This window comes from Microbispora sp. H10670 (assembly GCF_014161385.1).
Taxonomy (GTDB): domain Bacteria; phylum Actinomycetota; class Actinomycetes; order Streptosporangiales; family Streptosporangiaceae; genus Microbispora; species Microbispora triticiradicis.
In genome coordinates this window covers 504,758-528,410 of sequence record NZ_JABBWW010000001.1, presented here as the reverse complement: position 1 = coordinate 528,410, position 23,653 = coordinate 504,758, and the positions used below count along the sequence as shown (strand labels likewise).

The 23,653-nt window shown below is 69.9% G+C and carries 19 protein-coding genes, 1 tRNA gene and 1 riboswitch; of the genes, 7 read left to right on the top strand and 13 right to left on the bottom strand.

Features of this window, described 5'->3' with window-relative positions; genetic code table 11:
• Nucleotides 1–104: 104 nt before the first annotated feature.
• The 7 genes from pknB to HHX33_RS02495 all read right to left on the bottom strand — a co-directional run bounded on the left by pknB (nt 105) and on the right by HHX33_RS02495 (nt 8,889).
• Complete coding sequence (gene pknB / locus HHX33_RS02525) at nt 105–1,958, bottom strand: Stk1 family PASTA domain-containing Ser/Thr kinase (RefSeq protein ID WP_182873097.1); 1,854 nt, start codon at nt 1,956–1,958, stop codon at nt 105–107.
• A 67-nt stretch (nt 1,959–2,025) separates the two neighbouring features.
• Nucleotides 2,026–3,573, bottom strand: coding sequence for a serine/threonine-protein kinase (locus HHX33_RS02520; protein ID WP_310741176.1), 1,548 nt, complete (start codon nt 3,571–3,573; stop codon nt 2,026–2,028).
• Nucleotides 3,570–5,027, bottom strand: coding sequence for a peptidoglycan D,D-transpeptidase FtsI family protein (locus HHX33_RS02515; protein WP_182873096.1), 1,458 nt, complete (start codon nt 5,025–5,027; stop codon nt 3,570–3,572). The genes HHX33_RS02520 and HHX33_RS02515 overlap by 4 nt, the downstream gene beginning before the upstream one ends.
• Nucleotides 5,024–6,367 carry an FtsW/RodA/SpoVE family cell cycle protein gene (locus HHX33_RS02510; RefSeq protein ID WP_182873320.1) on the bottom strand — a complete coding sequence of 448 codons (1,344 nt, stop codon included), beginning with the start codon at nt 6,365–6,367 and terminating at the stop codon, nt 5,024–5,026. Before HHX33_RS02510 ends, HHX33_RS02515 begins: the two co-directional genes overlap by 4 nt.
• Before the next feature lie 26 nt (nt 6,368–6,393).
• Nucleotides 6,394–7,671: a Stp1/IreP family PP2C-type Ser/Thr phosphatase gene (locus tag HHX33_RS02505; RefSeq protein ID WP_182873095.1), complete on the bottom strand. Its 1,278-nt coding sequence runs from the start codon at nt 7,669–7,671 to the stop codon at nt 6,394–6,396.
• A complete protein-coding gene (locus HHX33_RS02500) occupies nt 7,668–8,132 on the bottom strand; it encodes an FHA domain-containing protein FhaB (protein ID WP_117409876.1) in 465 nt (154 codons plus the stop codon). Before HHX33_RS02500 ends, HHX33_RS02505 begins: the two co-directional genes overlap by 4 nt.
• A gap of 16 nt (nt 8,133–8,148) precedes the next feature.
• Nucleotides 8,149–8,889 (bottom strand): FhaA domain-containing protein, encoded by a 741-nt coding sequence (locus HHX33_RS02495; RefSeq protein ID WP_117409875.1) that lies wholly within the window; start codon nt 8,887–8,889, stop codon nt 8,149–8,151.
• Nucleotides 8,890–9,047: 158 nt separating this feature from the next.
• Between HHX33_RS02495 and HHX33_RS02490 the strand changes: the two genes are divergently transcribed.
• A tRNA-Leu gene (locus HHX33_RS02490) sits at nt 9,048–9,130 on the top strand.
• A gap of 379 nt (nt 9,131–9,509) precedes the next feature.
• On the opposite strand, the gene HHX33_RS02485 is transcribed toward HHX33_RS02490, so the two are convergent.
• Complete coding sequence (locus tag HHX33_RS02485) at nt 9,510–10,514, bottom strand: hemolysin family protein (RefSeq protein ID WP_182873094.1); 1,005 nt, start codon at nt 10,512–10,514, stop codon at nt 9,510–9,512.
• A complete protein-coding gene (locus HHX33_RS02480; protein ID WP_182873093.1) occupies nt 10,511–11,956 on the bottom strand; it encodes a hemolysin family protein in 1,446 nt (481 codons plus the stop codon). Before HHX33_RS02480 ends, HHX33_RS02485 begins: the two co-directional genes overlap by 4 nt.
• A gap of 257 nt (nt 11,957–12,213) precedes the next feature.
• Here HHX33_RS02480 and HHX33_RS37030 point away from each other — a divergent pair, with 257 nt between their 5' ends.
• Nucleotides 12,214–13,509, top strand: coding sequence for an LCP family protein (locus HHX33_RS37030; protein WP_310741175.1), 1,296 nt, complete (start codon nt 12,214–12,216; stop codon nt 13,507–13,509).
• Nucleotides 13,510–13,672: 163 nt separating this feature from the next.
• Here the strand turns inward: HHX33_RS37030 and HHX33_RS02470 are convergent, their stop codons facing one another.
• Entirely contained in the window at nt 13,673–14,329 is a 657-nt protein-coding gene (locus HHX33_RS02470) for a GOLPH3/VPS74 family protein (protein WP_182873092.1), read from the bottom strand.
• A 43-nt stretch (nt 14,330–14,372) separates the two neighbouring features.
• Between HHX33_RS02470 and HHX33_RS02465 the strand changes: the two genes are divergently transcribed.
• A complete protein-coding gene (locus HHX33_RS02465; RefSeq protein WP_182873091.1) occupies nt 14,373–14,978 on the top strand; it encodes a TenA family protein in 606 nt (201 codons plus the stop codon).
• 22 nt (nt 14,979–15,000) lie between these two features.
• On the top strand, nt 15,001–15,879 hold the full coding sequence (locus HHX33_RS02460) for an Fpg/Nei family DNA glycosylase (protein ID WP_182873090.1): 879 nt from the start codon (nt 15,001–15,003) through the stop codon (nt 15,877–15,879).
• A 49-nt stretch (nt 15,880–15,928) separates the two neighbouring features.
• Here HHX33_RS02460 and HHX33_RS02455 read toward each other — a convergent pair whose 3' ends face one another.
• Nucleotides 15,929–16,762, bottom strand: coding sequence for an alpha/beta fold hydrolase (locus tag HHX33_RS02455; RefSeq protein ID WP_182873089.1), 834 nt, complete (start codon nt 16,760–16,762; stop codon nt 15,929–15,931).
• Between the two features lie 144 nt (nt 16,763–16,906).
• Between HHX33_RS02455 and HHX33_RS02450 the strand changes: the two genes are divergently transcribed.
• On the top strand, nt 16,907–17,230 hold the full coding sequence (locus HHX33_RS02450; RefSeq protein ID WP_117409868.1) for a rhodanese-like domain-containing protein: 324 nt from the start codon (nt 16,907–16,909) through the stop codon (nt 17,228–17,230).
• 881 nt (nt 17,231–18,111) lie between these two features.
• Here the strand turns inward: HHX33_RS02450 and HHX33_RS02445 are convergent.
• Both HHX33_RS02445 and HHX33_RS02440 read right to left on the bottom strand, forming a co-directional pair.
• Nucleotides 18,112–18,729 carry a DUF6461 domain-containing protein gene (locus tag HHX33_RS02445; protein WP_182873088.1) on the bottom strand — a complete coding sequence of 206 codons (618 nt, stop codon included), beginning with the start codon at nt 18,727–18,729 and terminating at the stop codon, nt 18,112–18,114.
• A gap of 2,092 nt (nt 18,730–20,821) precedes the next feature.
• Nucleotides 20,822–21,124 (bottom strand): hypothetical protein, encoded by a 303-nt coding sequence (locus tag HHX33_RS02440; protein WP_182873087.1) that lies wholly within the window; start codon nt 21,122–21,124, stop codon nt 20,822–20,824.
• Nucleotides 21,125–21,704: 580 nt separating this feature from the next.
• Here HHX33_RS02440 and HHX33_RS02435 point away from each other — a divergent pair.
• Nucleotides 21,705–21,950, top strand: coding sequence for a hypothetical protein (locus tag HHX33_RS02435; RefSeq protein ID WP_182873086.1), 246 nt, complete (start codon nt 21,705–21,707; stop codon nt 21,948–21,950).
• Between the two features lie 259 nt (nt 21,951–22,209).
• A riboswitch (TPP riboswitch) is annotated at nt 22,210–22,320 on the top strand.
• Entirely contained in the window at nt 22,311–23,648 is a 1,338-nt protein-coding gene (locus HHX33_RS02430) for a purine-cytosine permease family protein (RefSeq protein WP_182873085.1), read from the top strand. It overlaps the preceding riboswitch by 10 nt.
• Nucleotides 23,649–23,653 lie beyond the last annotated feature (5 nt).

Below are 23,653 nucleotides of genomic sequence, written 5' to 3'. Positions count from 1 at the left end.
GCCCGGCGCCGTGCGTGAACCGTTCATGAAAGCCGGACGGCGGCCACCGCCGTGCGGTGGCCGCCGTCCTCTCGCAGCGTTGTCGGTTCGGTCGGTGGCGCTGCTCAGCCGTTGCCGAAGGGGTCGTCGCCGCCGTCCCCGAGGTCGACGCCGCCGCCGTCGTCCGTCGGCTCGGCCGTCGGTAGGTCGTCGACCGGCGGCTGGGTCGGCTCCTCCGTCTGCTCCGGCCCACTGGAGACCGTCAGCGTGATCGTGGTGCCGGGGTTGAGCTTGGCCCCCGGCTGCGGCGACTGGTCGATCACGTTGCCCGGCGCCACCACGTCGCTCGGCCGCTCCGTCGTCTTGACCCTGAAGCCGGCGCCCTCGATCGCCTTCTTGGCGTCCGCCAGCGTGAGGCCGACGACGCTCGGCACCTCCGTCATCTCCTTGGGCACGTAGAGCTTGACGAGGGAGCCCTTGTCGACCTCCTCGCCCGCCTTCGGGTCGGTGTCGAACACCTTGCCCTGGGGCTGCCTGGAGGCCTTCGCCACGACGCTGGCCTTGAGACCCATCTCCACGAGCTTCGCCCGGGCCTCGTCCGGCGCCAGACCGGTCACGTCGGGGATGGAGATCTTCTCCTCGCCCTTCGACACGATGACGGTGACGGTGGAGCCGGGGTCGGCCTCCTCGCCCTCGGCGGGCTCGGTGCTGATGACAGAGCCCTTGGGCACGTCGGCGTTGAACTCCTCGGGCCCGAACTCGACCTTGAAGCCCTTCGCCTCCAGCGCCTGCTTGGCCGCGGCCTTCGTCTGGTTGGTCACCTGCGGGATGGCGACCTTGTCGGCCGTGGACGAGCCGCCGCCGCCGAGGAAGGCGTACCCTACCCCGATCATCGCGCCGATCACCAGAAGCGGGATCAGGATCCACGCGGCCGTCTTCAGCGCGGTGTTGCCGCCGCCCCCGCGTCGCCGCCCGTCGTAGCGGCCGCCGCGTTCCTCGGGGCCGTAGTCGTACTGGGGGATCGCGCGGGTGCCCTGGGTGGCGGCGCCGCCCGCCGTGGTCATCGTCCGGGTGCGGTCCGGCGCGCCGTACGAGTTGTACTGCTGGGTGGCCATCGCCATCGTCTGGGGGTCGACGGGCATGCCGGACATGGCCCGCTGGAGGTCGCCGCGCATCTCGGCGGCGCTCTGGTAGCGGTGAACCGGGTCCTTGGCCATGGCCTTCAGCACGATCGCGTCGGCCCACTGGGGGATCTCGGGGTCGATCCGCGACGGCGGGATCGGGTCCTCCCGCACGTGCTGGTAGGCGATGGCGACGGGGGAGTCGCCGGTGAAGGGCGGCTGGCCGGTGAGCAGCTCGTACAGCACGCAGCCGGTCGAGTAGATGTCGCTGCGGGCGTCGACGCGCTCGCCGCGGGCCTGCTCGGGGGAGAGGTACTGCGCGGTGCCGATCACCTGTGCGGTCTGGGTCATCGTGGCCGCGGAGTCGGCCATCGCCCGGGCGATGCCGAAGTCCATGACCTTGACCTCGCCGTTGACCGTCAACATGATGTTGGCCGGTTTGATGTCCCGGTGGACGATGCCGCCCCGGTGGCTGTAGTCGAGCGCCCGCAGGATGCCGTCGACGAGCTCCGCGGCCCGCTCGGGCATCAGCCGCCGGTCGGCGCGCAGCACGTCGCGCAGCGTCCGCCCGTCGACGAACTCCATGACGATGTACGGCACGGGCGTGTTGTCCATCATGTCCTCGCCGGTGTCGTACACGGCGATGATGGACGGGTGGTTGAGCGAGGCGGCCGACTGCGCCTCACGCCGGAAGCGCGCCTGGAACGTGTGGTCCCTGGCGAGGTCGGAGCGGAGCGTCTTGATGGCGACGACACGGTCCAGCCGGATGTCCCGGGCGCGGTAGACCTCGGCCATGCCGCCACGCCCCACGACGCCGTCGAGCTCGTAGCGTCCGCCGAGTAGTCGTGGCTGAGTCATTTCCTGCACAGTCCCTTGCCGTTCATCGTGGGGTGCCGCCGGTGTCCATCATCGACCTTTTTCCTCATCACTCCCCCTCAGCCGGAGGGTTCGTGTCGGGCGGGGGTTCCGTGGGGCGCGGAGTCTCGGTGGTTTCCTTGGCCGGGGTGGACGTCGGTTCCGAGGTCGAGGAAGAGGTCGGGGACGGGTCCGGTTCGGGCGTCCGGGTGGATGGTGCCGACCTGCTTACGGTAGCCGACGGAACGGCGGTCGGCTCAGCCGACGTCCTCCGGGCCGTGGGCCGGTGCGACGGCGGCGCCGCCGGTTCGGACTCCCGCGCCGGCGACTCGGACGGCGTCGGCGAGGTGGACGACGAGGTCGTGGGCACGGTGGTCTCCCCCGTGTCCGGCGGCGCGTCGCCGATCTGTCCGGCGGTGAACGCCAGCACCCCGATGCCGACCGCGGCGGCGCAGCCGGCCGCGGCGAGGATCAGGGCCGCCGGGCGCCGCCTGCGCCCGCTCGCCGCGGGCCCGCCCGCTCCGGCCGGCTGTCGGACGCCGGCTCCGGGGACGCCCGCGGCGGGCGCCCTGCCCGGGCTCGTGGGCCGCGCGGACACCGGGGTCGCGGGACCCGGCGACGGGTTGAGCGGCGAGTTCAGCGGCGTCGTCCGGCCGGGCGCGGGCGGGACCGGCACCGCCCCCAGGGGCCGGGTCCCGCCGGCGGCGTCTCCGGCGGTGCCGCCTCCGATGGTGTGGCCTCCGGCGGCGGGGAACCCGCGGGGGTCGGTGAGCGAGCCGAGCACCGCCGTCGAGGCGGCCGTGCCCGCGAGGTTCCCGCGCAGCCCGCGCACCCGGTCGACCAGCGGCTGCCCGGTCTCCGGCCGCGCGGCGGGATCCTTGGCCAGCATGGACACCACCAGGGCCGCCACCGGAGCGGGCACGTTGCCGGGCAGCGGCGGGGGTGTGTCGTTGAGGTGCCGCAGCGCGAGCGCCACCGGGGTCTCCGCCGTGAACGGCGGACGGCCCGCCAGGCACTCGTACGCCACCACTCCGAGGGAGTAGATGTCGCTCGCGGGGGTGAGCGTGTCGCCGGACGCCTGCTCCGGGCTCACGTACTGGGCGGTGCCGAGCACGAGGCCGGTCGCGGTCAGCGGCGCGGCCTCCAGCGCGCGGGCGATGCCGAAGTCGGTGATCTTCACCTGGCCGGTCTCGGTGACGAGCAGGTTGCCGGGCTTGACGTCGCGGTGGATCACCCCGGCCCGGTGGGCCGCGTGCAGGCCCCGGGCCGTCTGCTCGACGACGTCGAGCGTGACCTCCGGCCCGAGCGCGCCGTTGCGGGCGAGGACCGCCGACAGCGGCTCGCCCTTCACCAGCTCCATCACCAGGTAGGCCACGTCGTCGGTCTCGCCGTAGTCGAAGACCTGCGCGATGCCGTGATCGGTCAGGGCGGCGGTGATCCGGGCCTCCGAGCGGAACCGGTCGCGGAAGGTCGAGTCGCCCGCCACGTGGCGGCCGAGCAGCTTGACCGCCACCTCCCGGCCCAGCAACTCGTCGTCGGCCCGCCAGACCTCGCCCATCCCGCCCGCGGCGATGGGGGAGGTCAGCCGGTACCGGCCGCCGAGCACCGTCTCGGTCACTGTCCGAGCACCGCCTGCATGACGTCGTGCGCGATCGGCGCGGCCACCGCGCCACCGGTGGCGTCGTTGCCCGCGCTGCCCGACTCCACGAAGACCGCCACGGCGACCTGCGGGTCGTCGACCGGGGCGAAGGAGATGAACCACGCGTGCGACGGCTTGCCCGGCGAGGTCTCCGCCGTGCCCGTCTTGCCCGCCACGGTCTTGCCGGGGAGCTTGGCCGCGCCGCCCGTGCCGTTCTCGACTACGCTGATCATCATCTTGGTCAGCTCTCCGGCGACCTCCGGGGTGACGGCCTCGCTCAGCGGCTCCGGGTCGGTTCCGTCGATCTCCGCGCCGTCGGGCCCGAGGACCTTGTTGACCAGGTACGGCTTCATCACCGTGCCCTGGTTGGCGATGCCGGCCGCGACCATCGCCATCTGCAGCGGGGTCATCTGGTTGCTCTGCTGGCCGATCGCGGTCTTGGCGAGCTCGGCCTTGCCCTCCTCCTTGCCGATGCTGCTGCCCGCGACCGACAGCGGGATCGCCAGCGGCTGGCCGACGCCGAACTTCTCGGCCTGCTCCTTGAGCTTGTCGTAGCCGAGCTCCATGCCCATCTTCGCGAACGGCGTGTTGCAGGAGATGGTCAGCGCCTCCACCAGCGTCGCCCGCCCGCCGCAGGACTCCCCGTGGTAGTTCGGCAGCGAGATGCTCGTGCCCGGCAGCGGCAGCGAGTCGGGCGCGTCGACCTGGGTGTTCTCGTCCCGGGAGGAGTCGTCGCTGAGGTAGGCCGCCGAGGTCACCGTCTTGAACGTGGACCCCGGGGCGTACGTCAGGTCGATCGCCCGGTTCAGCAGCGGCTTGTCGCCGTCCTTGTCGAGCTTGTTGTACGCCTTGTTGACCTTGTCCTTGCTGGCCGTGGCCAGCGGGTTCGGGTCGTACGACGGCACCGACACCATCGTCAGGATCTTGCCCGTCTTGGGCTCGATCGCCACGACCGCGCCGCGCTTGCCCGTGCCCGCCAGGTCCTTGTACGCGATCTCCTGGGCCTTGGTGTTCAGCGTGAGGTCGACGCTCGCGCCCTTGGCGGGCTTGCCGCTGACCATGTCGATGGCCCGGCGGACCACCAGGTCGGGGTGCGAGCCGTCGAGGTAGCGGTTCATCGCGCTCTCGATGCCTGAGGCGCTCTCCGGCGCGAACCAGCCGACCACGTGCGTGAACGGCTTGCCCAGCGGATACTCCCGCTCGAACCGGAACTTCGGGTCGCCGGTGTCGACGGTCTTGGCCAGGGTGGTCTTGGTGTTGTCGGCGGTGATCCAGCCCCGGTCGACCTTGTACCTGGAGTAGAGCATCCGGACGTTGCGCGAGTCGTTGCGCAGGCTCTCCGCCTGCACCGTGCCCAGATAGGTCACGTTGGCCATGAGCAGGCCGAACATGAGCAGGCAGGCCACGGCGACGCGCTTGAGCGTGCTGTTCATCGCTGCATCACCTGGGTCATTCCCTCGTCCTGGATCGCCTGTGGCGGCGGCCGGCGGGCCGCGTCGGACATGCGTACGAGCAGGGCGATGAGCATCCAGTTGGCCAGCAGGGCCGAGCCTCCCGCGGACATGAACGGCGTCACGAGACCGGTCAGCGGGATCAGCCGGGTCACTCCGCCGACGATGATGAACACCTGCCAGGCGAGGATGAACGACAGCCCGCCTCCGAGCAGCTTCGAGAACGGGTCGCGGGACGCCAGCGCCGTCCGCAGCCCCCGCTGGACGATCAGCGCGTACACCATGAGGATGGCCATCAGGCCGGTGAGGCCCAGCTCCTCGCCCACGGCGTCGAAGATGAAGTCGGAGAACGAGAACGGGGTCAGGCCCGGGTAACCCTGGCCGAGCCCGGTGCCGAGGATGCCGCCCGAGCCGAGCGAGAACAGGCCCTGCATCAGCTGGTAGCTCGTGCCCGAGTCGTAGACCGCCGTGGAGTCGGCGTGCAGCCACCCTTCGAAGCGGGCCTGGACGTGGCCGAAGACCTGCCCGGCGAGGACGGCGCCGCCCACGAACAACAGCAGGCCGATGAGCACCCAGGACGTGCGCTGGGTGGCGATGTAGAGCATCGCGATGAACGCGCCGAACAGCAGCAGCGAGGTGCCGAGGTCCTTCTCGGCGACGAGGACCGCGATGCTGACGCCCCAGGTGATCAGCACCGGGCCGAGGTCGCGGGCGCGCGGCAGGTCGATGAACAGGAGCCTGCGCCCGGCCAGAGCCAGCACGTCGCGCTTGGCGACGAGATAGCCGGCGAAGAAGACGACCAGGGCCAGCTTGGCGAACTCGCCCGGCTGCAGGGAGAACGGACCGAGGTTCATCCAGATCCGGGCCCCGTAGTGCTCGGAGCCGACCACCGGCAGCACGGGCAGGACGAGCAGGACGATCCCGGCGAAGCCGGCGGTGTAGGTGAAGCGCTGCAAGGCGCGGTGGTCCCTCAACACGATCAGCGTCGCGGAGAACATCACCACACCGAGCGCCGTCCACATGAGCTGGTTGGAGGCCGAGGCGTCCTTGATGCCGCCCTCCTCCAGCCGATAGATCATCACCAGGCCGATGCCGTTGACCAGCGTCACGAGGGGAAGCAGCAGAGGATCGGCCCACGGCGCGAACTTGGCCAGCACCAGGTAGGCCGCGAGCATCAGACCGCCGAGGCCGAGGCCGTAGCCGAGCATGCCGGACGGGACCTTGCCGTTGATCCCGAGCCCGACGCTGGCGTACGCGCCCATCACGATCAGTACGGCGAAGGCGAGCATGCCCAGCTGGGCGCCGCGCCGCTTCGCGGTCATCGGTACGGGCGTGGCTTCGACAGCAGTCACTTAGCGGACCTCGTGGGGGTCGGTGTCGCCCCGGTGTCCGTCGTGGACGTCGCCGAGGCGCCGAAGTTCTTGATCCTGGTTATCCCGGTCTGGAGGTCGTCGACCGGGATGCCGGTGCGGACCTGGTCCTGCTGGACCGCGGGCAGCGCCGAGACGCGGATGTCGTCGGTGTAGGCGACCTTCTTGAGGGACACCGGCCCGACCTCCGCGTCGACGCCCTGGAAGACGACGAGCCTGTCCCCGTTGGCGCCTATGTAGAACTGGCTCTGGGTCCACTCGTAGCCGAAGTAGCCGCCGAGCCCGAGCGCGACGGCGACGACCAGCACGCCGGCGGCGACCTTCGGGCCCGAGCGGCGCTTCCGGGCGCGACGCCCCGACGACTGAGGGTCCCGTAGGGGCTCGTCGCCGAGGTCGTCGTCGGTGATCACCGGCTGCGGCGCGGTGACCGTGGCGGCCCGGCCCGCCGGCGTGTCGGGCGGCGCGGTGGAACGCCCCCGGCCGGAGCCGGCCGCGCCCACGACCGCCGCGGCCAGCGGCGGCGGCTGCACGTCGTCCACCTCGATCACGTCGGCGACCACGCAGGTGATGTTGTCCGGCCCGCCGCCCCGGTTGGCGAGGTCGATGAGCTGCCGGACGACGTCCTCGGGATCGTCGATCGTGGTCAGGGTGAGATGCAGGGTCTCGGCGCTGACCACGGTGGACAGGCCGTCCGAGCACAGCAGGTACCGGTCGCCCACCTGGGCCTCCCGGTCCTGCAGGTCGGGATCGACCTCGCCGCTGCCGTCGAGCGCCCGCAGCAGGATCGAGCGCTGGGGATGGTTGGCGGCCTCCTCCTGGGTGATCCGCCCGTCGTCCACCAGCGACTGCACCAGCGTGTGGTCGTGCGTGATCTGGTACAGCTCGCCGTTCCTGAGCAGATAGGCCCGGGAGTCGCCCACATGGACCAGGGCGAAGCGCGGGCCGCTCCAGAGCATCGCGGTGAGGGTGGTGCCCATGCCCTTGAGGCTCGGGTCCCGGGCCACCATCGCGTGCAACTGGTGGTTGGCGTCCCGGACCGCCGCCTCGATGGCGCCGAGCAGGTCACCGCCGGAGGCGTCCCGGTCGAGGGACGACATTGCGGCGATGGCGACCGAGCTGGCCACCTCGCCGTGAGCATGCCCGCCCATGCCGTCGGCGACGGCCAGCAGGCGGCCGCTGGCGTACGCCGAGTCCTCGTTGCCTTCACGGAGGAGCCCGACGTCCGAGCGAGCGGCGTAGCGGAGTGCGATGGTCATTTGCGCAATTCGATGACGGTCTTGCCGATGCGGATCGGAACTCCGAGGGGCACCGGGGTCGGGCGGGTCACTTTCGAACGTTCGAGGTACGTGCCGTTGGTGGATCCGAGATCTTCCACGATCCACTGGCCGTCCTGCGGAAAGAGCCGGGCGTGCCGACTCGAAGCGTAGTCGTCGCTGAGTACCAGCGTGGCGTCGTTCGCCCGGCCGATGGTGATTGGCGTCTCCGTGAGGTTGATGATGGTCCCTTGCAGGGGGCCACCGGTGACGATGAGCTGACGTGGTTCGCCCTTTTTGGGCTTGGACACCGGTCGTGGTTGCCTGGCCGGTTTCCGTGGGGGGGCGGGAGCCGTGCGCGAACCGAACAGGTCTGTCCGGATGACGCCGACCGCGGCGATCACGAAGAACCACAGCACCGCCAGGAAGGCGAGCCGGATCAGCAGCAGCGTTAGCTCGGACATGGACCGTTTGTTACCTCTAATCGCGCCGGAACACCAGTGTCGTGCGGCCGAGGGTCACCCTCGTCCCATCCTGCATCTCGACTCTGCGGACCGGCTGGCCGTTGACGAAGGTGCCGTTGGTCGACCCCAGGTCCACGAGCACGACCTGTGGCCCCTCTACCCGTAGCTCGGCATGATGCCGCGATACGCCGGGATCCACCAGTCGTAGATCACAATCGGTTCCGCGTCCCAGCAACGTCACCGGTGTGGTCAGCTCGTACGAACGCTGCCCCTGGGGGTCGTCCTGGGTCGAGACGAGCAGCCGGGGGCGGCCCTGGAACGCGCTGGGCCGGCTGGCGGGCAGGTCGCTCGGAGGCTGCCGGATCTCGTCCTGCTCGACCGTGGCGCCACGGATCACGCCCGACCGGATGCGGAACAGCCCGACCGCGAGGTCGTCGGCGGTCTCGAAGCGCACCCGCACCGGCCCGACGAACGAGTACCCCTGCTCCTTGGCGTACTCCCGGGCGAGCGTGGCGAGCTCGTGGCTGATGCTGTCGGCGTACACCTCCAGGCGCTCGCTGTCGGTCGTCGACAGCTCCACCACGAAGTCGTTCGGCACGAGCGTGCGACCCTGAGCGACGATCGCGGCGCGCTCGTCCATCTCCCTCTGCACGGCGCTGGCAACCTCGACCGGCTGGAGGTCGGACTTGAACGCCCGCGCGAAGGCCCCTTCAACCATCCCTTCGAGCCTGCGCTCGAAGCGCTGAAGGACTCCCACCGGATACCTCCCTTCCACTCGCGTCTATGGTCGCGACCGCTCCGGTGCTTCGCTGAGCTCCATCGCATCGTCGTTGATGAGGATCGTATCCGGGTTCGGTAGCACGGGCGGATACGTGCTAACCTTTCCAGGCACCCAGAGATGGGGGCCAACCGCAAGGGCAAGTGGCGGAATGGCAGACGCGCACGGTTCAGGTCCGTGTGTCCGAAAGGACGTGGGGGTTCAACTCCCCCCTTGCCCACGAGAAAGCAGCCTCGCACGGTCGGAAGCAAAGCTTCCTCCCGGCGGGGCTTTCTCTTTGCGCCACCCAGGGGGGCAACCCCCTGGAACCCCCGGCCGGACAAGCCGCGTCGCGTGGTCGGAAGCAGAGCTTCCTCCCGGCGGGGCTTTCTCTTTGCGCCACCCAGGGGGACGACCCCTCGCTTGGAAGAGCCCTGGCCCCACGTGGTCGGGAGTGAACACACGTCGGGCATCTCCTTCCGGCCCGTACGGCGTCGGGCCCCGGTCCACAGGTCGTGACGCGCCGGGGCCCCGATGACCGGGGCCCCTCGATCGCGCACTGCACATTCTCCGGAGACCGGCTTTCAAACCACTTTCCGCGCGCTTGCGAGTCCGGCGGGTCAGGCCACCAGCAGCTCGCCCAGCAGGGTAGTGAGATCGATCACACCGACGGGGGCGCCGCCCGCGTCGGTGACCAGCCCCAGCTGGGCGTGGGCCTCCTGCAGCAGGGTCACGGCGTCGGAGATCGTGGTGCCCTTCGCCATGCGGGGGACCGGGGTCGCCAGCTCACCGGCCCGGTGATCGGGCCGCACGACGGCGTCGCGGACGTGGCACACCCCGACCACGTCGTCGGGGGTGACCACCAGCATGCGCAGGCTCCCGACCCGTACCGCCGTCCGCCGTACGAGCTGGGCGTCGGCCCCGGCGGGCACCGACGGCGCCTCGCTCACGGGCACCATGAGGCGCTCCACCGGCTGGGAGTGGACCCGCAGCGCGCGGGTGAGCAGGTCGTGCTCGTCGCGGTCGAGCATGCCCATCCGGCCCGACTCGGCCACCAGCATGGCGAGCTGCCCGGGCGTCCGGGTGGTGGCGAGCTCGTCGCGGGCGTGCACGCCGAGCAGCCGCAGGATGCCGTTGGTCACCGCGTTCAGCGTGGCCAGGACCGGGCGGACGATCCAGGCGAAGCCGCGGAACGGCAGCGCCAGCCCCATCGCGGCGCGTTCGGGGTGGGTGAGCGCCAGCGACTTGGGCGCCATCTCGCCCACGACCATGTGCAGGAACGTCACCAGGGCGAGCGCCACGACGTACGCGGCCGGCGTGCGCAGCGACTCCGGCAGCAGCGCGAGCACCGGCTCCAGCAGGTGCTCGATGGAGGGCTCCGCGACCATGCCGAGGCCCAGCGAGCTCAGCGTGATGCCGAGCTGCGCCCCGGCGAGCATGAGCGACAGCTCGCGCCCGCCGCGCACCGCCGCCCGAGCCGTGATCTTGGCCAGCCGGCCGCCGCCGGCGGCGATCTCCTCCAGCCGGTGCCTGCGGGCGGACACCAGGGCGAACTCGGCCGCCACGAAGACGCCGTTGGCGGCGAGCAGGACGATTCCGAGCAGGACTCCGGTCAGCGAACTCATGCCGGCCTGCCCTGGAACAACGCGGAGAACAGCTCGGGGGCGTAGTAGGCGCCGCCGGAGGACTCACGGGCCGCCACGCGGGCGTCCTCGGCCTCCCGCCGCTCCCCCGCCTCCGTCGACAGCCGGATCCACTCGGGGACCCGGCGGCGCACGCTCTGGACCGTGAGCACGGCGTGCCGCGTGTCCTCCTCCTCGTCCTCGAAGAGGTGCGGCTCGGGCACGAGGGGGGAGACGACCTCGTCGCCCGGCTCCGCCATGCGGCCGAGGGCGGCGAGGACGAGCCCGGCGACGGTCTCGTAGTCCTCGCTCTCGGGCAGCCGGACATGGGTGGCGCGTTCGACCTCGTCGAGACGGAGCGTGCCCGGCACGTCCCAGACGTGGTCGCCGCGCCGCACGACGCCGAGGGGTTCGGGGTCGTTCTCGTCCACCAGTTCGCCGACCAGCTCCTCGGCGAGGTCCTCCATCGTGACCACGCCGGCGAGCCCGCCGTACTCGTCGATCACACAGGCGAACGTCTCGCCGGCGGAGGTGATCCGGCGCAGCAGTTCGGGCAGCGGCAGCGTCGCGGGGACGAGGACCGGCGCGCGGGTGATGCCGCCGACGAGCCCGTCGGCCGGGGATCCGGCCTTCAGATACTCGGTCAGCCCGGTCACGCCGACGACGTCGTCGGCGTCGGTGCCGAGGACGGGGTAGCGGGAGTGACCCTGGGTCCGCAGGGCGTCGAGAAGGTCGGACACCGGCCACTCGGCGCGCAGCGAGACCACGCGCGGGCGGGGGACCATCACGTCCTCCGCGGTGCGGTCACCGAACTCCAGCGCCCGCTCCAGCGTCTCGGCCAGCCGGGGCGGCAGCTCCCCGGAGGCGGCGGACTCCGACACGATGCGCGAGAGCTCCTCGGGGGTCGCGCCGTGTTCGAGCTCCTCCACCGGCTCGATGCCGAACAGGCGGACCAGTCTGGTCGCCGCCGTGTCGAACAGGCGGATGACAGGCCCGGCGACCGCCAGGTAGATCTCCGTCGGCCGGCCGAGGGCCTTGGCGACCTCCTCGGGCCGGGCGATGCCGAGATTCTTGGGGGCGAGCTCGCCGATGATCATCTGGACGACGGTGGCGATCACGACGCCGAGCGCCACGGCGACCCCGGGCACGGCCGCGCCGGGCAGCCCGGCCGCCTCCAGGGGGCCGCGCAGCACGCCCGACGTCGCGGGCTGGGCGATGAAGCCCACCAGCAGGGTGGTGACGGTGATCCCCAGCTGCGCGCCGGAGAGCATGAACGACAGCCGTCCGGTGACGTCGAGGGCACGGCGGGCGGCGTCGTCGCCGGCCGCCGCCTGTTCGCGCAGCGCGCCGCGGTCGGCGGCGACGAAGGCGAACTCCTGCGCGACGAAGAATCCGGTGGCGAGGGTCAGGACGAGAACGGCAAGAAGACCGAGGGCGGCGCTCATCGGGCGGCCGCCGTATGATCATGAGAGCCCGTGCCGAGGCACGGGCCGGTACTCCAGGGGTCCGGAACGGACACGTCGATCCTTTCGCGTGGTTCGTATACCACCGTAACGGCTGGAATCTCTCCTGTGTTTCCCGGCGGCGTTTACTGGCTGCTTAGAAGCCGCCTGAGTACCGTGAAGGAGGGGGCCCATCGGCAAAGAGTTCCGCCGGTGAGGTCAAAGCGGTGGTCAGGACGCTGAGGGGCTGGGGATTTCACGTGGCCGACGAGAACGAGGCGACCCGGGCGATCCGCCGCCCGGCGGAGCCCCAGGCTGCCCCGCTCGGGGCACCCGGGTCCGGGAACCGGGCCGAGGGGCCGGGCGGAGCGTCCGGGAAGGGGTCCGGCAGGGACGACACGGTCCCCCGCGCCCGTTCCAAGGTGTACGGCAAGCCGCGCTCGGGCAGCGCGCCGGTCCGCCCTATCGGGGGGAGCGGGCGGACGCCCAGGGGCCCGGAGGACGCCCCGCACAGGGACGGCGGCGGGTCCGGGGGCGGATTCGGTGGCGGATTCGGTGGCGGGTCCGGTGGCGGGCGTGGCGGTGGGTCCGGCGGCAGACGTGGCCCCCGGGTGACCGGCAGGGCCGTCGTCCGGATCGTCGTGGTGCTGCTGGTGCTCCTGCTGGTCGCCGCCGTCGCCGGGTATTTCCTGATCAGTGCCAGGCTCCACTCGGTCGAGGCGATGACCGACTACGACGGGCGGTCCGCCGAGACGCCGGGCGAGGACTGGCTGCTGGTCGGCTCCGACAGCCGGGCGGGCCTCACGGCCGCGCAGCGCAGGAAGCTGGCCACCGGCAAGGCGGTCGGCAAGCGCACCGACACGATGATGCTGCTCCACATCCCGGAGGACGGCCGGCCGACGCTGGTGAGCCTTCCCCGCGACTCGTACGTCCCCATCGAGGGGCACGGCAGCGGCAAGCTGAACGCGGCCTACGCCTTCGGCGGGCCGAAGCTGCTGACCAGGACGGTCGAGCGGGTGACCGGCATCCGGATCGACCACTACATGGAGATCGGCTTCGGCGGGTTCGTGGGCATCGTCGACGCGATCGGCGGGGTCAACATCTGCGTGAAGCAGGACATCAACGACCACAAGGCCGGGATCAACCTCAAGAAGGGCTGCCAGGACATGGACGGCGGCACCGCGCTCGGCTACGTGCGCACCAGGAAGACCGGCGCCATTCCCGACTTCGACCGCACCCAGCGGCAGCGGGAGTTCTTCTCCGCGGTGGTCCAGAAGGCGGCGAGCCCCGGCACGCTGCTCAACCCCTTCACCTCGGTGCCGCTGGCGCTGAACGCGGCCGACTCGGTCGCCGTCGACCCCGGCACCGGCCTGTTCGACCTGCTGTCGGTGGGCCTCGCCATGCGCGGCGGACCCGTCACGACGGCCGTCCCGATCGGCTCGCTGCCGACCATCGGCGGTCAGGCCGTCGTGAAGTGGGACACGCAGAAGGCGCTGCGCCTGTTCGAGGCGCTCGCCGCCGACAAGCAGGTCCCCAAGGACGTCATCACGAAGTGACGCCGCGGCCGCCGCGCCGTCCCCGGCGCCGTTCCTCGGCGCCGGTTCCGGCGCGGCCCAGCGGAGGCTTGGCGAAAGCGGTGGAGACCCGGCGCGGCTCGGCCGAGGCGCGGCCGACACCCGCCGGCACCCGGCCGGGTCCGGCGGAGGCCTGAACGCGGCGTCAGTTGATGGACGCGGTGGTCGCGGCGGTGGTCGCCGCGGTCGTGGCCGCCAGGACGGCCGCGTGCACGGACGCGATCGTCCTGCGTACGGCCTCGCCGGCCCACTCGCCCTGGGCGATCTCCTTGACGCGGCCCTTCGGCGCGTCCGGGAACGCCTCGCGGTCGAGCTTCGCCGCGTGGACGACCGCGATCAGCGCCGCGGTCCGCTCGTCGGGCCGCGCCCCGGCGAGCACGTTCCGGACGCGGTCCCGCACCGCCTGCTCATGGCTCGGATCGAGCTCCGGATAACGGGTGGTGGGGAAGATCCCGAGGATCTTGCCTTTCTGCTCGCTCAGCACGCCGCGTACGGCGAGTCGGGTCAGCAGCCGCTTGCGCAGCCCGCCCATGCGGAGCTTGCCCACCCACCAGTCCGCCTTGTGCCGCCGGGACTCACCGGAGATCCGGGCCAGCGCCTGGTCCAGCTCCTCGTCCCCCAGCGACGCGTTGTCCGTGACCACCAGCTTCTTGTCGTCGAAATCGACGCGTCCGGTCACGGCGAGTTCGGCGACCACGGCTCCCGCCAGGGCGGCGTCGAGCTCCACGGACCCGATGACCGGCTTCCCGGTGTCCTCCCGGTAGGCCAGCAGCAGCACTTCCTCGGCGATCGTCAGAGTCACGGCATCGAGCCTAACTCTTCCCTTACCGCGAAAATGAGTACTTATGGGGATATCAGCGGACCTGCACGCCATCGGACGGCCGATGCTCGACGCCCAGCTCGCCCACCCGACCGTGCGCGGCATCGCGGCGGGAGACCTGCCCGAGCCGGTCTTCCGGTCGTGGCTGGAACAGGACTACCTGTTCCTGCTCGACTACGTCAGGGTGTTCTCCCGGCTGGCCTGGCAGGCGCCGGACGGCCACCTCGGCGACCTGGTCGACCTGGCCCACGCGACCTGGCACGAGGAACTCGACCTGCACCGGTCGCTGGCCGCGGGTTTCGGCGCGGACCTGGACGGCGCGGTGAAGGGCCCGGCCTGCGCGGCGTACACGTCGTTCCTGCTGGATGCGGCGGCCGGCTACGGCGAGGGGCTGGCGGCGCTCTACCCCTGCATGTGGGGCTACTCGACGCTCGGGCGGCTCCTCGCCGAGGACCCGCCCGCCGAGCCGCGTTACCGGGCGTGGGTGGACACCTACGCCGACCCCGGCTTCGCCGCGCTCGCCGCCCGGATCGGCGAGATGATCGACGAGGCGGCCCCGGACCCGGCGCGCGCCCGGGCACTGTTCGTACGCGGCATGGAGCACGAGCTCGCGTTCTGGGACGTGCCCTGACGGCTGCGATTAGTGTGGGGACATGCCGGAGCTGCCCGAGGTCGAGGCGCTCGCCGGGTTCCTCCGCGAGCACGCCGTCGGCCACGCGATCATCGGGGTCGACGTGACCGCCTTCCAGGCGCTCAAGACCGTCGACCCGCCCGTCACCTCGCTCGGCGGACTGCCGATCACCGCCGTGGCCAGGCACGGCAAGTTCCTGGACCTCGACTGCGACGGCCTGCACCTCGTCACCCACCTCGCCCGCGGCGGCTGGCTGCGCTGGCGCGACGACCTCACGGGCGCGAGACCGGTGCGGCCGGGGAAGGGCCCGCTCGCGGTCCGGGTACGGCTGTCGCCCGGCGAGGACGGCCGCGCCCCCGGGTTCGAGCTGACCGAGGCGGGCACGCAGAAGCGCCTGGCCGTGTACGTGGTGCGGGACCCCCGCGACGTCCCCGGGGTGGCCGGGCTCGGGCCCGACCCGCTCGCCGAGGAGTTCACGCCCGACCTGCTCAAGACGATCGTCGGCGGGAGCCGGGCCCAGATCAAGGGGTTGCTGCGCGACCAGAAGGTGATCGCGGGCATCGGCAACGCGTACTCCGACGAGGTGCTGCACGTCGCGCGGATGTCCCCGTTCAAGGTCGCCGGGACGCTGACCGACGGCCAGATCGCCGACCTGCACGACACGATCGTGAGCACGCTGCGGGACGCGGTCGAGCGGGCCCGCGGCCTGGCGGCCAAGGACCTCAAGTCGGAGAAGAAGTCGGGCCTGCGCGTGCACGGCCGCACGGGCGAGCCCTGCGAGGTGTGCGGCGATACGATCAGGGAGGTGGCGTTCGCCGACTCGTCGCTGCAGTACTGCCCGACCTGCCAGACGGGCGGCAAGCCGCTGGCCGACCGGCGGCTGTCGCGCCTGCTGAAGTAGGCCCGCCAGGAGGGCCGGCCCCGGCGGAGCCGCTCCACCAGGGCCGGTGTCAGGCCCGGAGGAACTCGGCGATCGGCCCGGCCTGGCCGAAGACGGCGTGACCGACCTGGGGGAGCAGGCGGACGGTCGCATGCGGGACCGACTTACGGACCCGTCGCGCCGTCTGGCGGGAGTCGATCATCGCGTCGCGGTCGCCCGCGATGACGAGGACCGGCATGGCGAGGCCGCCCAACGCGTCGTCGGAGAACACCGGAAGCCTCTCCCTGCGCGGGTTGAAGTGCGTGAAGGTCAGGACGACGGCGTCGAGCGCCTGCCGGTCCCGCTCCCCGTCCAGGCCCGCGACGGCCATCGCCGACTCGCGCACCCCGCCACCCCCGAACGGGCGGGTCAGCAGGGCCTTGAGGATCCAGCCGACCTTCTGCCGTCCCACGCCGCCGGGGCAGATCAGGGCCAGGCGGGTCACCCGTTCCGGGCGGCGGACGGCGTAGTCCAGAGCCATCCAGCCGCCGAGGGAGGTGGCGACGAACGCGGCGCCGGCGATCCCGAGCCCGTCCAGCACGTCGTCGAGCCAGAGCGCCACGGCGTCGGAGTCCAGGGCGGGGCGCGAGGGTGCGCTCAGGCCAGGCTCGCCGACGAGGTCCACGGCGTACGTGCGGAAGTGACGGGACCAGGTGGAGATGTCGCCCCGCCACATGGACGCGTTGGCGCCCGAGCCGTGCAGCAGCACGAGAGGCGGCGCGTCGCGGGGGCCGGAGACGAGGACGAACGTCTCGCCCTCGCGCGTCGGCACCCGTACGTGCTCGGCCGGAACCGGCCAGGCGTCCAGCACCCGCCGGTAGTGGTCGAGGATCTCCCGTCGACCTGCTTCGGATTTGTAGACCATCACTCCTCAAACATACGTCATAAAGGGATGTATAGGGAAGTTTGGGGAGTCTGGTGGCCCTCGTGCGGGCGGCGCGTGGACCACCGTGGGTCACAGCTCCCGGCGCGGGCCCGGGCATGCGTGGTGTGCCGCCAGAATGGGCGCATGACATTGCCGGAAATCGCCCCCGACGCCCTGCCCGAGGGCGCGTACCTGCTGGACGTCCGCGAGGACGAGGAGTGGCGGGCGGGACACGCCCCGGAGGCCGTGCACATCCCGCTCGGCGAGTTGCAGGCGCGGGTGGACGAGGTGCCGCCGGACCGGCCGGTGTACGTCGTCTGCCGGGTGGGCGGGCGGTCGGCGCACGCCGCCATGTGGCTCAACCACATCGGTCGGGAGGCCGTCAACGTGGACGGCGGGATGATGTCCTGGGCCGCCGCCGGACGCCCGATGGTGAGCGAAACCGGAGGGAACCCCTACGTCGCGTAGGAAAACGGGGATGTAGACCGCGTAATCAACATGCTGGTCGGCGACACCTAGCGGATCACCGAGTATGCCAAGAAGGGCTTCGCCGTCGAGCAGCCGTACCCGGATGGCGTCGATGGGGCCTTCCAACGGCTAGTAGCTGCCGGCTTCGTAAGTCGCTTGGTTGGACGTTGAACGAGCGAGTGCTGGCCGGCAGCCTCATCGCGCTCGGTTCGCCACGTCGATCTGCGTAGTCAGCCTGTAGGTCGGGTTCAAATTTCACGCGCTCCCGACCTGCGGTGAATCGCCCCGCACCACATACGACCTGCGAGAACACTTCCGTTCGTCGCCATTGCCTGCCAACGCTTTTCCCCAAGGTGCCCCGGCCCGCTAGAGACAATCGGCGGGTGGCTCATGCCTCAGATGGCGGCCCCAAATCCGGGCTCTGCGATAAGGCCCACACCCATCGCTGTCTTTCTGAGCCTCATCGAACGTAACCCAGTACTCCAGTTCTTCGGGGTGTGCGTGCGGATGCTGAACCGGCTCGGGCGCGCCCATGTCGTCGATCGTTCCCAGGAACTCCTCCTGCCATGGCCGGCCCCTGGCGGGGTCGCCTAGGACCGTGACCCGGCTTCCAGGCGGCAACGCGCCGGCAGGCCATGTCTGACTCAGAGGGCGACCAGGGATACGCTCGACAGCTTCTCGGCCTCGCGCCTTTGCCGAAGCAGAACTGGAGTCGGAGGGCACAGGCTCATCCTCTCGCACACCACGGGATCACAAGTCGTAGATCTGATCCGTCCTGCCGACTGACCTGCGACGGCTGCTCCATCGTCGTCCGCTAGCGTCCGCTGGTGTCCGTGGGCGTTGTCACGCAGTTGGACACGCAGGGCGGATCCGCGGGGAGCTTACTGCGGGTCATCGGGTACGGGAGCGGTGATAACCCCGCCGAGCAGAGAGTCACTCTCGACCATGTCCCGGTGGAACAGGACCCCGGAGAGGCGGCTGGCCAGCGCGAGCGCGAGCGCCACGATCTCGTGCCGGTACCGGGACTTCTCCTGCGGTCCTGAAGGCGTGAGTCCGAGCTCGCGCATTTCTGCGTTCAGGGCGTCGGGCCGGGCTCCCCAGCGTTCCTGGGGCGACTCCAGCCGGAAGGCTGTGCGCAGTTCACCGTCGACCGCATGCGCGAAGTGGTGGGATGCGGCGTAGTCATGCCGCATGACAGAAACCGCCTCGCCTCCCCGGGACAGCTCACGCAACGTCTCCGGCCGGTTGCCTTCCCAACCGCAAGCCTCAAAGGCGATCGTCCACCCGTTCACGTGGGTCACGACGACCAGGTCGGATTCTCCGTCGGTCTCCTCGACACGCTCCCAGACGTCCTCCCAGTTGTACGGCCGCATGTCCGCCTGGGCGACCCCGAACCTGCGCAGCGTCTCCCGCTCATCGTGGCCGCAGACGAACGTGACCGTGTATATCTCCTCCCAATCGCTCTGCCAGGCGTAATCGTCAAAGGTGGCGGGTGGCATAAGCTTTATACCTTTGGCTCTTCCCTGACCTCTCGATCAGGCTTCCCGAGCAACGAGTGGTAGTCATATCCGAGCTCGTCAAGACGGGTGCGGACCCATTGAGTATGTGCGTCGTCTGCTCCCAGCAGAAGGAGTCTCAGGCTCTCACTAGCCCTTCGCTCCCGTTGCCGCTTGCTGCGCGAGCTAAGACTTCCGGGCAAGTTGTGGCATATGTCCGCGATTACTCGTATCTGCTCGTGGTAATCCTCCGGGCCGTCAATCCACCCCAGGAGCGTCAGATCGCGACGGTAACTAATGGTGCGGATCTCTATGAATGCCAAGCTCATCAGGCCTATGACGGCCTCCTGCGCGGAAATTCGCATTCGAACCACCGGGTTCTCCCACGTTCGTGCGGACCCGCACATTATCCGCTGGCCTGATCTCTCGTTTGCCGTCGACCCATCGCGAAGCGACAGCGGGCCGGGGACGGAGGGTCAAGCCCTGCCTCGCGTGTACCTGCTCCCAGTGAGCTTCCTCGCCCGCTGGTTGTCCTGGCCGCACGGCTGGGCTTGACCTGGAGGAGCCGGGTTGCTGGGCTCTACCTGGGTCGATGGCGGGCGAGCGATCAGGACTTCCACCCCAGCCAGCTACGGCGTGAGCTATGCGCGGCCCCCTCTCGGAGCCGGAGTGCCCCGGGGTTTGGGGCAGCGCCCCAAGGTCGTCCCTGCGTCTTTGGAGAGATCTTCATCAGTGCCAACGTTTGCCGCCGGTTCGCCGACGTTGCGCCGCTTGCCGGCAGGGGTGCGCGACCGCCGAGGCGGGACCGGCCGGAGAGCCGCAGCCCGCCGACGGCGGGGCGTGCGGCCCGCGGCCGGTTGATGCTCGTGCTCGCGTGGGCTCCGGTGCGGGCCGTCGTGATCCCGGCCTTTGGTTCGCCTTCTGCTCTCTCCCCTTGCCTGCTCTTTGGTCGGGCTCCTCCCTGCTCCCCGCGCCACTCCCCGCCGAAGGCGGCTTGAAGACGTACGGAAAGTGCGCCCAGCCTCGAGGTGAGTCATGGTTGTGTGCCTCGACTGCCGACGGGGCTGGCGCACGATTCCCTTGCACAAAGCAGTACGACGACGTTACGGTCTTGCTCGCCACCGTCTGGCATGGTGGGTCGCGCGTCGGCCCGACGTCGACGACAGCCCCCTCAATCAAACCCTGATCATGAAGTGCGGCTGGAGTATTAGATGCGGGGACCCATCGATACTGCCCAGGAGAGAGGCCAATAGAGAAAACGGTTACGCTTTGATGAGATTCAGCTGCTTGCAGGATTTAGAAGGGAAAACGGCAAAACGGGCAGAATTAATTCTACAGACATAGAGTGCTGGAACTTGGTGCAGGGCCTTTCCGTCGGCGGGGTAGTTCTGCGCAGCACCTTCCACAAGCCGACCCTGTTGGAATAGTGCGGCGCATGCGTCTTTTGCTCTCTCGGCACTGTGTCGCGGCGCCTTCATTTCAGCCGTCTTGGTCCTCTCGCTGCCGAACATGACTTCAGCGAAGTGCCCCTCGGGATCGGCCACGCTGTAACAGCGCACTTGGGAATACCGCTTTTCAAGCGGGGTTGGTGTCCCTTGAGAACTAGAAGAAGGGGCCGCATCGGTCGTCGCCGCTTGCGTTGCCAATCCTCCACAAGCGGCGATCGATGACGTGACGCAAGCAGTCAGGAGAGCTGCTCTGAACGTGGTGATGGCGCTAGCGGAGCGCTGTCTAGTCATACGCCTTGCCGTAGGGTTACGCTGGTCGTTCTGTTGTCGAAGCTACCGAGGTAAGGCGCGACCCACAAGTGGGGAAGTGAATAAGAAAGACCATAGAACTGGTACTGGTAAAGGGTCATCTCGCAGTCTTGCCATACCTGGGCGGATGAAGTGCGATTGTCCCACCAGGTGCCGGTGAAGTCGTAACTGTAACTAAATACGTCCCTACAAAGAGTTGGGCCGGTTAGGTATAGTACTTCTCCCTCATAATATTCGAGCTGCCATACGGCGCCGAGGAAATACTCGGAAGCAGTAGCGCCAGCGATGCGATTGCGTGTTACCGAATCGTTGTATGCTTGAATCTTGGCATGGAATTCTCAGGAGCCAAGTCCCTTGCCGTCGGCTGGGGCGTCGGCAATCGCGCCGCCGCTAGCGAATTTGATCGCTTCTGTTGCGGTTTGATAGCAGGTGGGCTGCAATTGCTGCTTGGTGGAACCTGAAGTATTAGCGTCTAGGCGTGCTACGCAGAACGCCCCCTTCGGGTTCTTGAACGGCGCCTGTTCCGCTCCGTCGGCACTGGGGTCAGCATGGGCAGGAACTCCGACTATGAGGCTAAGGGCCGCAGTGCTGGCCAGCACGCCTGCACCCTTGAGTGCCCGACGAATAGAATAGTTGAGCATATTACTCCCTTATCTTTCTCGGTATCTCTAAGGAGTAAAACACGATGATGATCACTGCGTCAAGCGGAACTTTCTGTGACACGGTGTGAACCTACGGCAGTCCGCCGTGGTCCGGTTTAGGTAGCTGGTCGGGCTGGGGGTTATGTGAGGCGCTGATTCCTTCCCCGAAGCGGCGGCCGCCTTGCTCGCCATCTCCGGCGGGCGATTGTGAACGCGATCGCTTATTTTCACGGTGGCCAATATTCTCACGGTGGCCGACCGCATCGCGCCGACCACTGCGGAACGTCAATGACCTCAACCTGACCGGTGATGATGTCCTGCCGCCGCAGTATCAGAGCGACCAGCGTTGAGACACTAAGGAGCTGGGCGGCCTGCGGCATAGCAGCACTCCTACGTCCATCCCGTCTGCCTGCCGTCGACCCCACCGCGGAGCGACAACGGGCCGGCGACGGAGGTGCAAGCCCGGCTTGACGTGTCCCTTCGCCTGGGCACTTTCCAGGGTCATCGGATGCCGACGGTCGCAGCCGGGCTTGCAGCGGCGGCGGTCTGCTCGGCTTGCCTGGGGTCGATGGCGGGCGGGATGGCTCCCACATCAGCCACCCACAACCCGCACTTGTTCGAGGCCATCCCGGAGCCGGAGCGCCCCCGCCGGAGGCGTCACCATGTGCGGCGCGGCACGTGGCGGCTGTTCCAGCTCAGCCCGCTGCCCCGTGAGCAGACCTGTACTGTCGCGCGGCGGCCCGCCTCGACTCGTCCGCGCCAGCCGTCCGGCGTGCTTTTAGCCGGCCGCCGGGAGCGCCAGCGGGAGGCGGCGGCGTTGCCGTGACGGGGGCGCGCGCGGCCCGGCTTCGGGCCGCCTTGAAAACGTACGGAAAGTACACCCAGCCCTGAGGATCCGCCGGCCCCTCCATACCAGGGTCTAGCAGCAGGTCGCGGGCGGTTTCGTACAGCTGCAAAGTACAGCTACCTCTATGCACTCAGCTGTACTCCGGCGGACGACGACGGACGGTAGTAGTGAGACGGACGTGATGTGTCTCACTGTGGTCAGAGTGCCTCTGATGAGGCAGGATGAGGGCGCCAACTGCATAGGAAGTCGCGGGAGCTCGGGGCACCGGGCTGAGAGGGCAGCTAAGCCGCTGCCGACCGCCTGAACCTGTCCGGATAATGCCGGCGTAGGGAGCGTGTGATGACCGCCGTCGTCGACGACGCGCATGCGGAGGTTCCGCTCACCCTGGACGAGGAGGTCCCGAAGACCCTCGGCCTGCTCGACCAGGGGGCGTTCTGGGCCAACCTGGGCGTCAGCCTCCTCGGCTTCTCGGGGGCGCTGTTCCTGCTCGATCCCCTGGGCGGCAGGCCCCTGACGTTCACCGCCGCGGTGCTGGCCGCCGTGGTCGGCAGCCTCGTGGGCACGGCGATGGTCGGCCTCGCGGCGATCCCCGGCGCCCGGACCGGCCGGCCCGCCATGGTGCTGCTGCGCGGCCTGTTCGGGGCCCGCCTGTCGTACGTCCCGACCGTGCTGAACATCGTGCAGATGCTCGGCTGGGGCGCGTTCGAGCTGTGGGTCATCGCGCAGGGCGCGCAGGCGCTGTCGGGGACGGCGGTGCCGTACGCGGTGTGGGCGGTCGCGGCGGGCGCGCTGACGATCGCACTGACGATCCGGCCGCTCGGCGCGCTGCGCCTGCTGCGCCGCTACGTCACCGCTGGCGTCGTGGTCGCGATGATCTGGCTGTCGGTCGCCCTCTTCACCCGGGGACCCTCCGTGGGCGGCGGCTCCTGGGACGCCTTCGCCCCGGCCGTCGACTACGTGATCGCGCTGTCGGTGTCGTGGGTGCCGATGGCCGCCGACTACGCGCGGCACTCGCGGTCGAGCGGCGCGGCGTTCACCGGGGTGGTGGCCGGGTACACGATCGCCCAGGTCGCCTGCCTGGCCCTCGGCATCGCCGCGCTGGCGCTGGTGGGCAACGACCCCGACAAGGTGTGGGACCCGTTCGTGGCCGCCCCGCTCGGGCTCCTGTTCTTCGGCGTCCTGGTGCTGCGCGAGGCCGACCAGTCGTTCGCGAACGTCTACTCGACGACCGTGTCGATCCAGAACCTCGCGCCGCGCTGGGACCGCCGGGTGATCTCGGTCGTGATCGGCGTGCTCACCACGCTGATCGCGCTGCTCGCCGACGTGAACTCCTACGGCGCGTTCCTCACCGTGATCGGGGCGGTCTTCGTGCCGATGTTCGCGGTCCTCGTGGTCGACTACTTCCTGCTCGGCGGGGCCGCCCGGTGGAACACGGCCGAGGACGCCCCTTCGCGCTGGCCGATGGTCGTGCCGTGGGTCCTCGGGTTCGCGGCGTACTGGATCGTGACGGTCACCCCGACCGTGGCCTGGTGGGACGGCCTCTGGGCCGACGTCCGCGACGCGGTGGGGTTCGTCCACCAGCCGTGGATGAACGCCGCGCTCGCCGCGTTCCTGGTCGCCGCGCTGGCGACGGCGGCGCTGTCCGTGCCCGGCCGGCTCGCCCGGCGCCGGGCCTGATCGCA

Coding starts and splice junctions, on each gene's coding strand:
- HHX33_RS02455 (WP_182873089.1), bottom strand. CDS start 16,762: ATGGTCTACAAATCCGAAGCAGGTCGACGGGAGATCCTCGACCACTAC.
- HHX33_RS02505 (WP_182873095.1), bottom strand. CDS start 7,671: ATGACCATCGCACTCCGCTACGCCGCTCGCTCGGACGTCGGGCTCCTC.
- HHX33_RS02480 (WP_182873093.1), bottom strand. CDS start 11,956: ATGAGCGCCGCCCTCGGTCTTCTTGCCGTTCTCGTCCTGACCCTCGCC.
- HHX33_RS02450 (WP_117409868.1), top strand. CDS start 16,907: ATGACATTGCCGGAAATCGCCCCCGACGCCCTGCCCGAGGGCGCGTAC.
- HHX33_RS02460 (WP_182873090.1), top strand. CDS start 15,001: ATGCCGGAGCTGCCCGAGGTCGAGGCGCTCGCCGGGTTCCTCCGCGAG.
- HHX33_RS02445 (WP_182873088.1), bottom strand. CDS start 18,729: ATGCCACCCGCCACCTTTGACGATTACGCCTGGCAGAGCGATTGGGAG.
- pknB (WP_182873097.1), bottom strand. CDS start 1,958: ATGACTCAGCCACGACTACTCGGCGGACGCTACGAGCTCGACGGCGTC.
- HHX33_RS02515 (WP_182873096.1), bottom strand. CDS start 5,027: ATGAACAGCACGCTCAAGCGCGTCGCCGTGGCCTGCCTGCTCATGTTC.
- HHX33_RS02435 (WP_182873086.1), top strand. CDS start 21,705: ATGGCTCCCACATCAGCCACCCACAACCCGCACTTGTTCGAGGCCATC.
- HHX33_RS02465 (WP_182873091.1), top strand. CDS start 14,373: ATGGGGATATCAGCGGACCTGCACGCCATCGGACGGCCGATGCTCGAC.
- HHX33_RS02500 (WP_117409876.1), bottom strand. CDS start 8,132: ATGTCCGAGCTAACGCTGCTGCTGATCCGGCTCGCCTTCCTGGCGGTG.
- HHX33_RS02440 (WP_182873087.1), bottom strand. CDS start 21,124: ATGCTCAACTATTCTATTCGTCGGGCACTCAAGGGTGCAGGCGTGCTG.
- HHX33_RS02485 (WP_182873094.1), bottom strand. CDS start 10,514: ATGAGTTCGCTGACCGGAGTCCTGCTCGGAATCGTCCTGCTCGCCGCC.
- HHX33_RS02510 (WP_182873320.1), bottom strand. CDS start 6,367: ATGACCGCGAAGCGGCGCGGCGCCCAGCTGGGCATGCTCGCCTTCGCC.
- HHX33_RS02430 (WP_182873085.1), top strand. CDS start 22,311: ATGACCGCCGTCGTCGACGACGCGCATGCGGAGGTTCCGCTCACCCTG.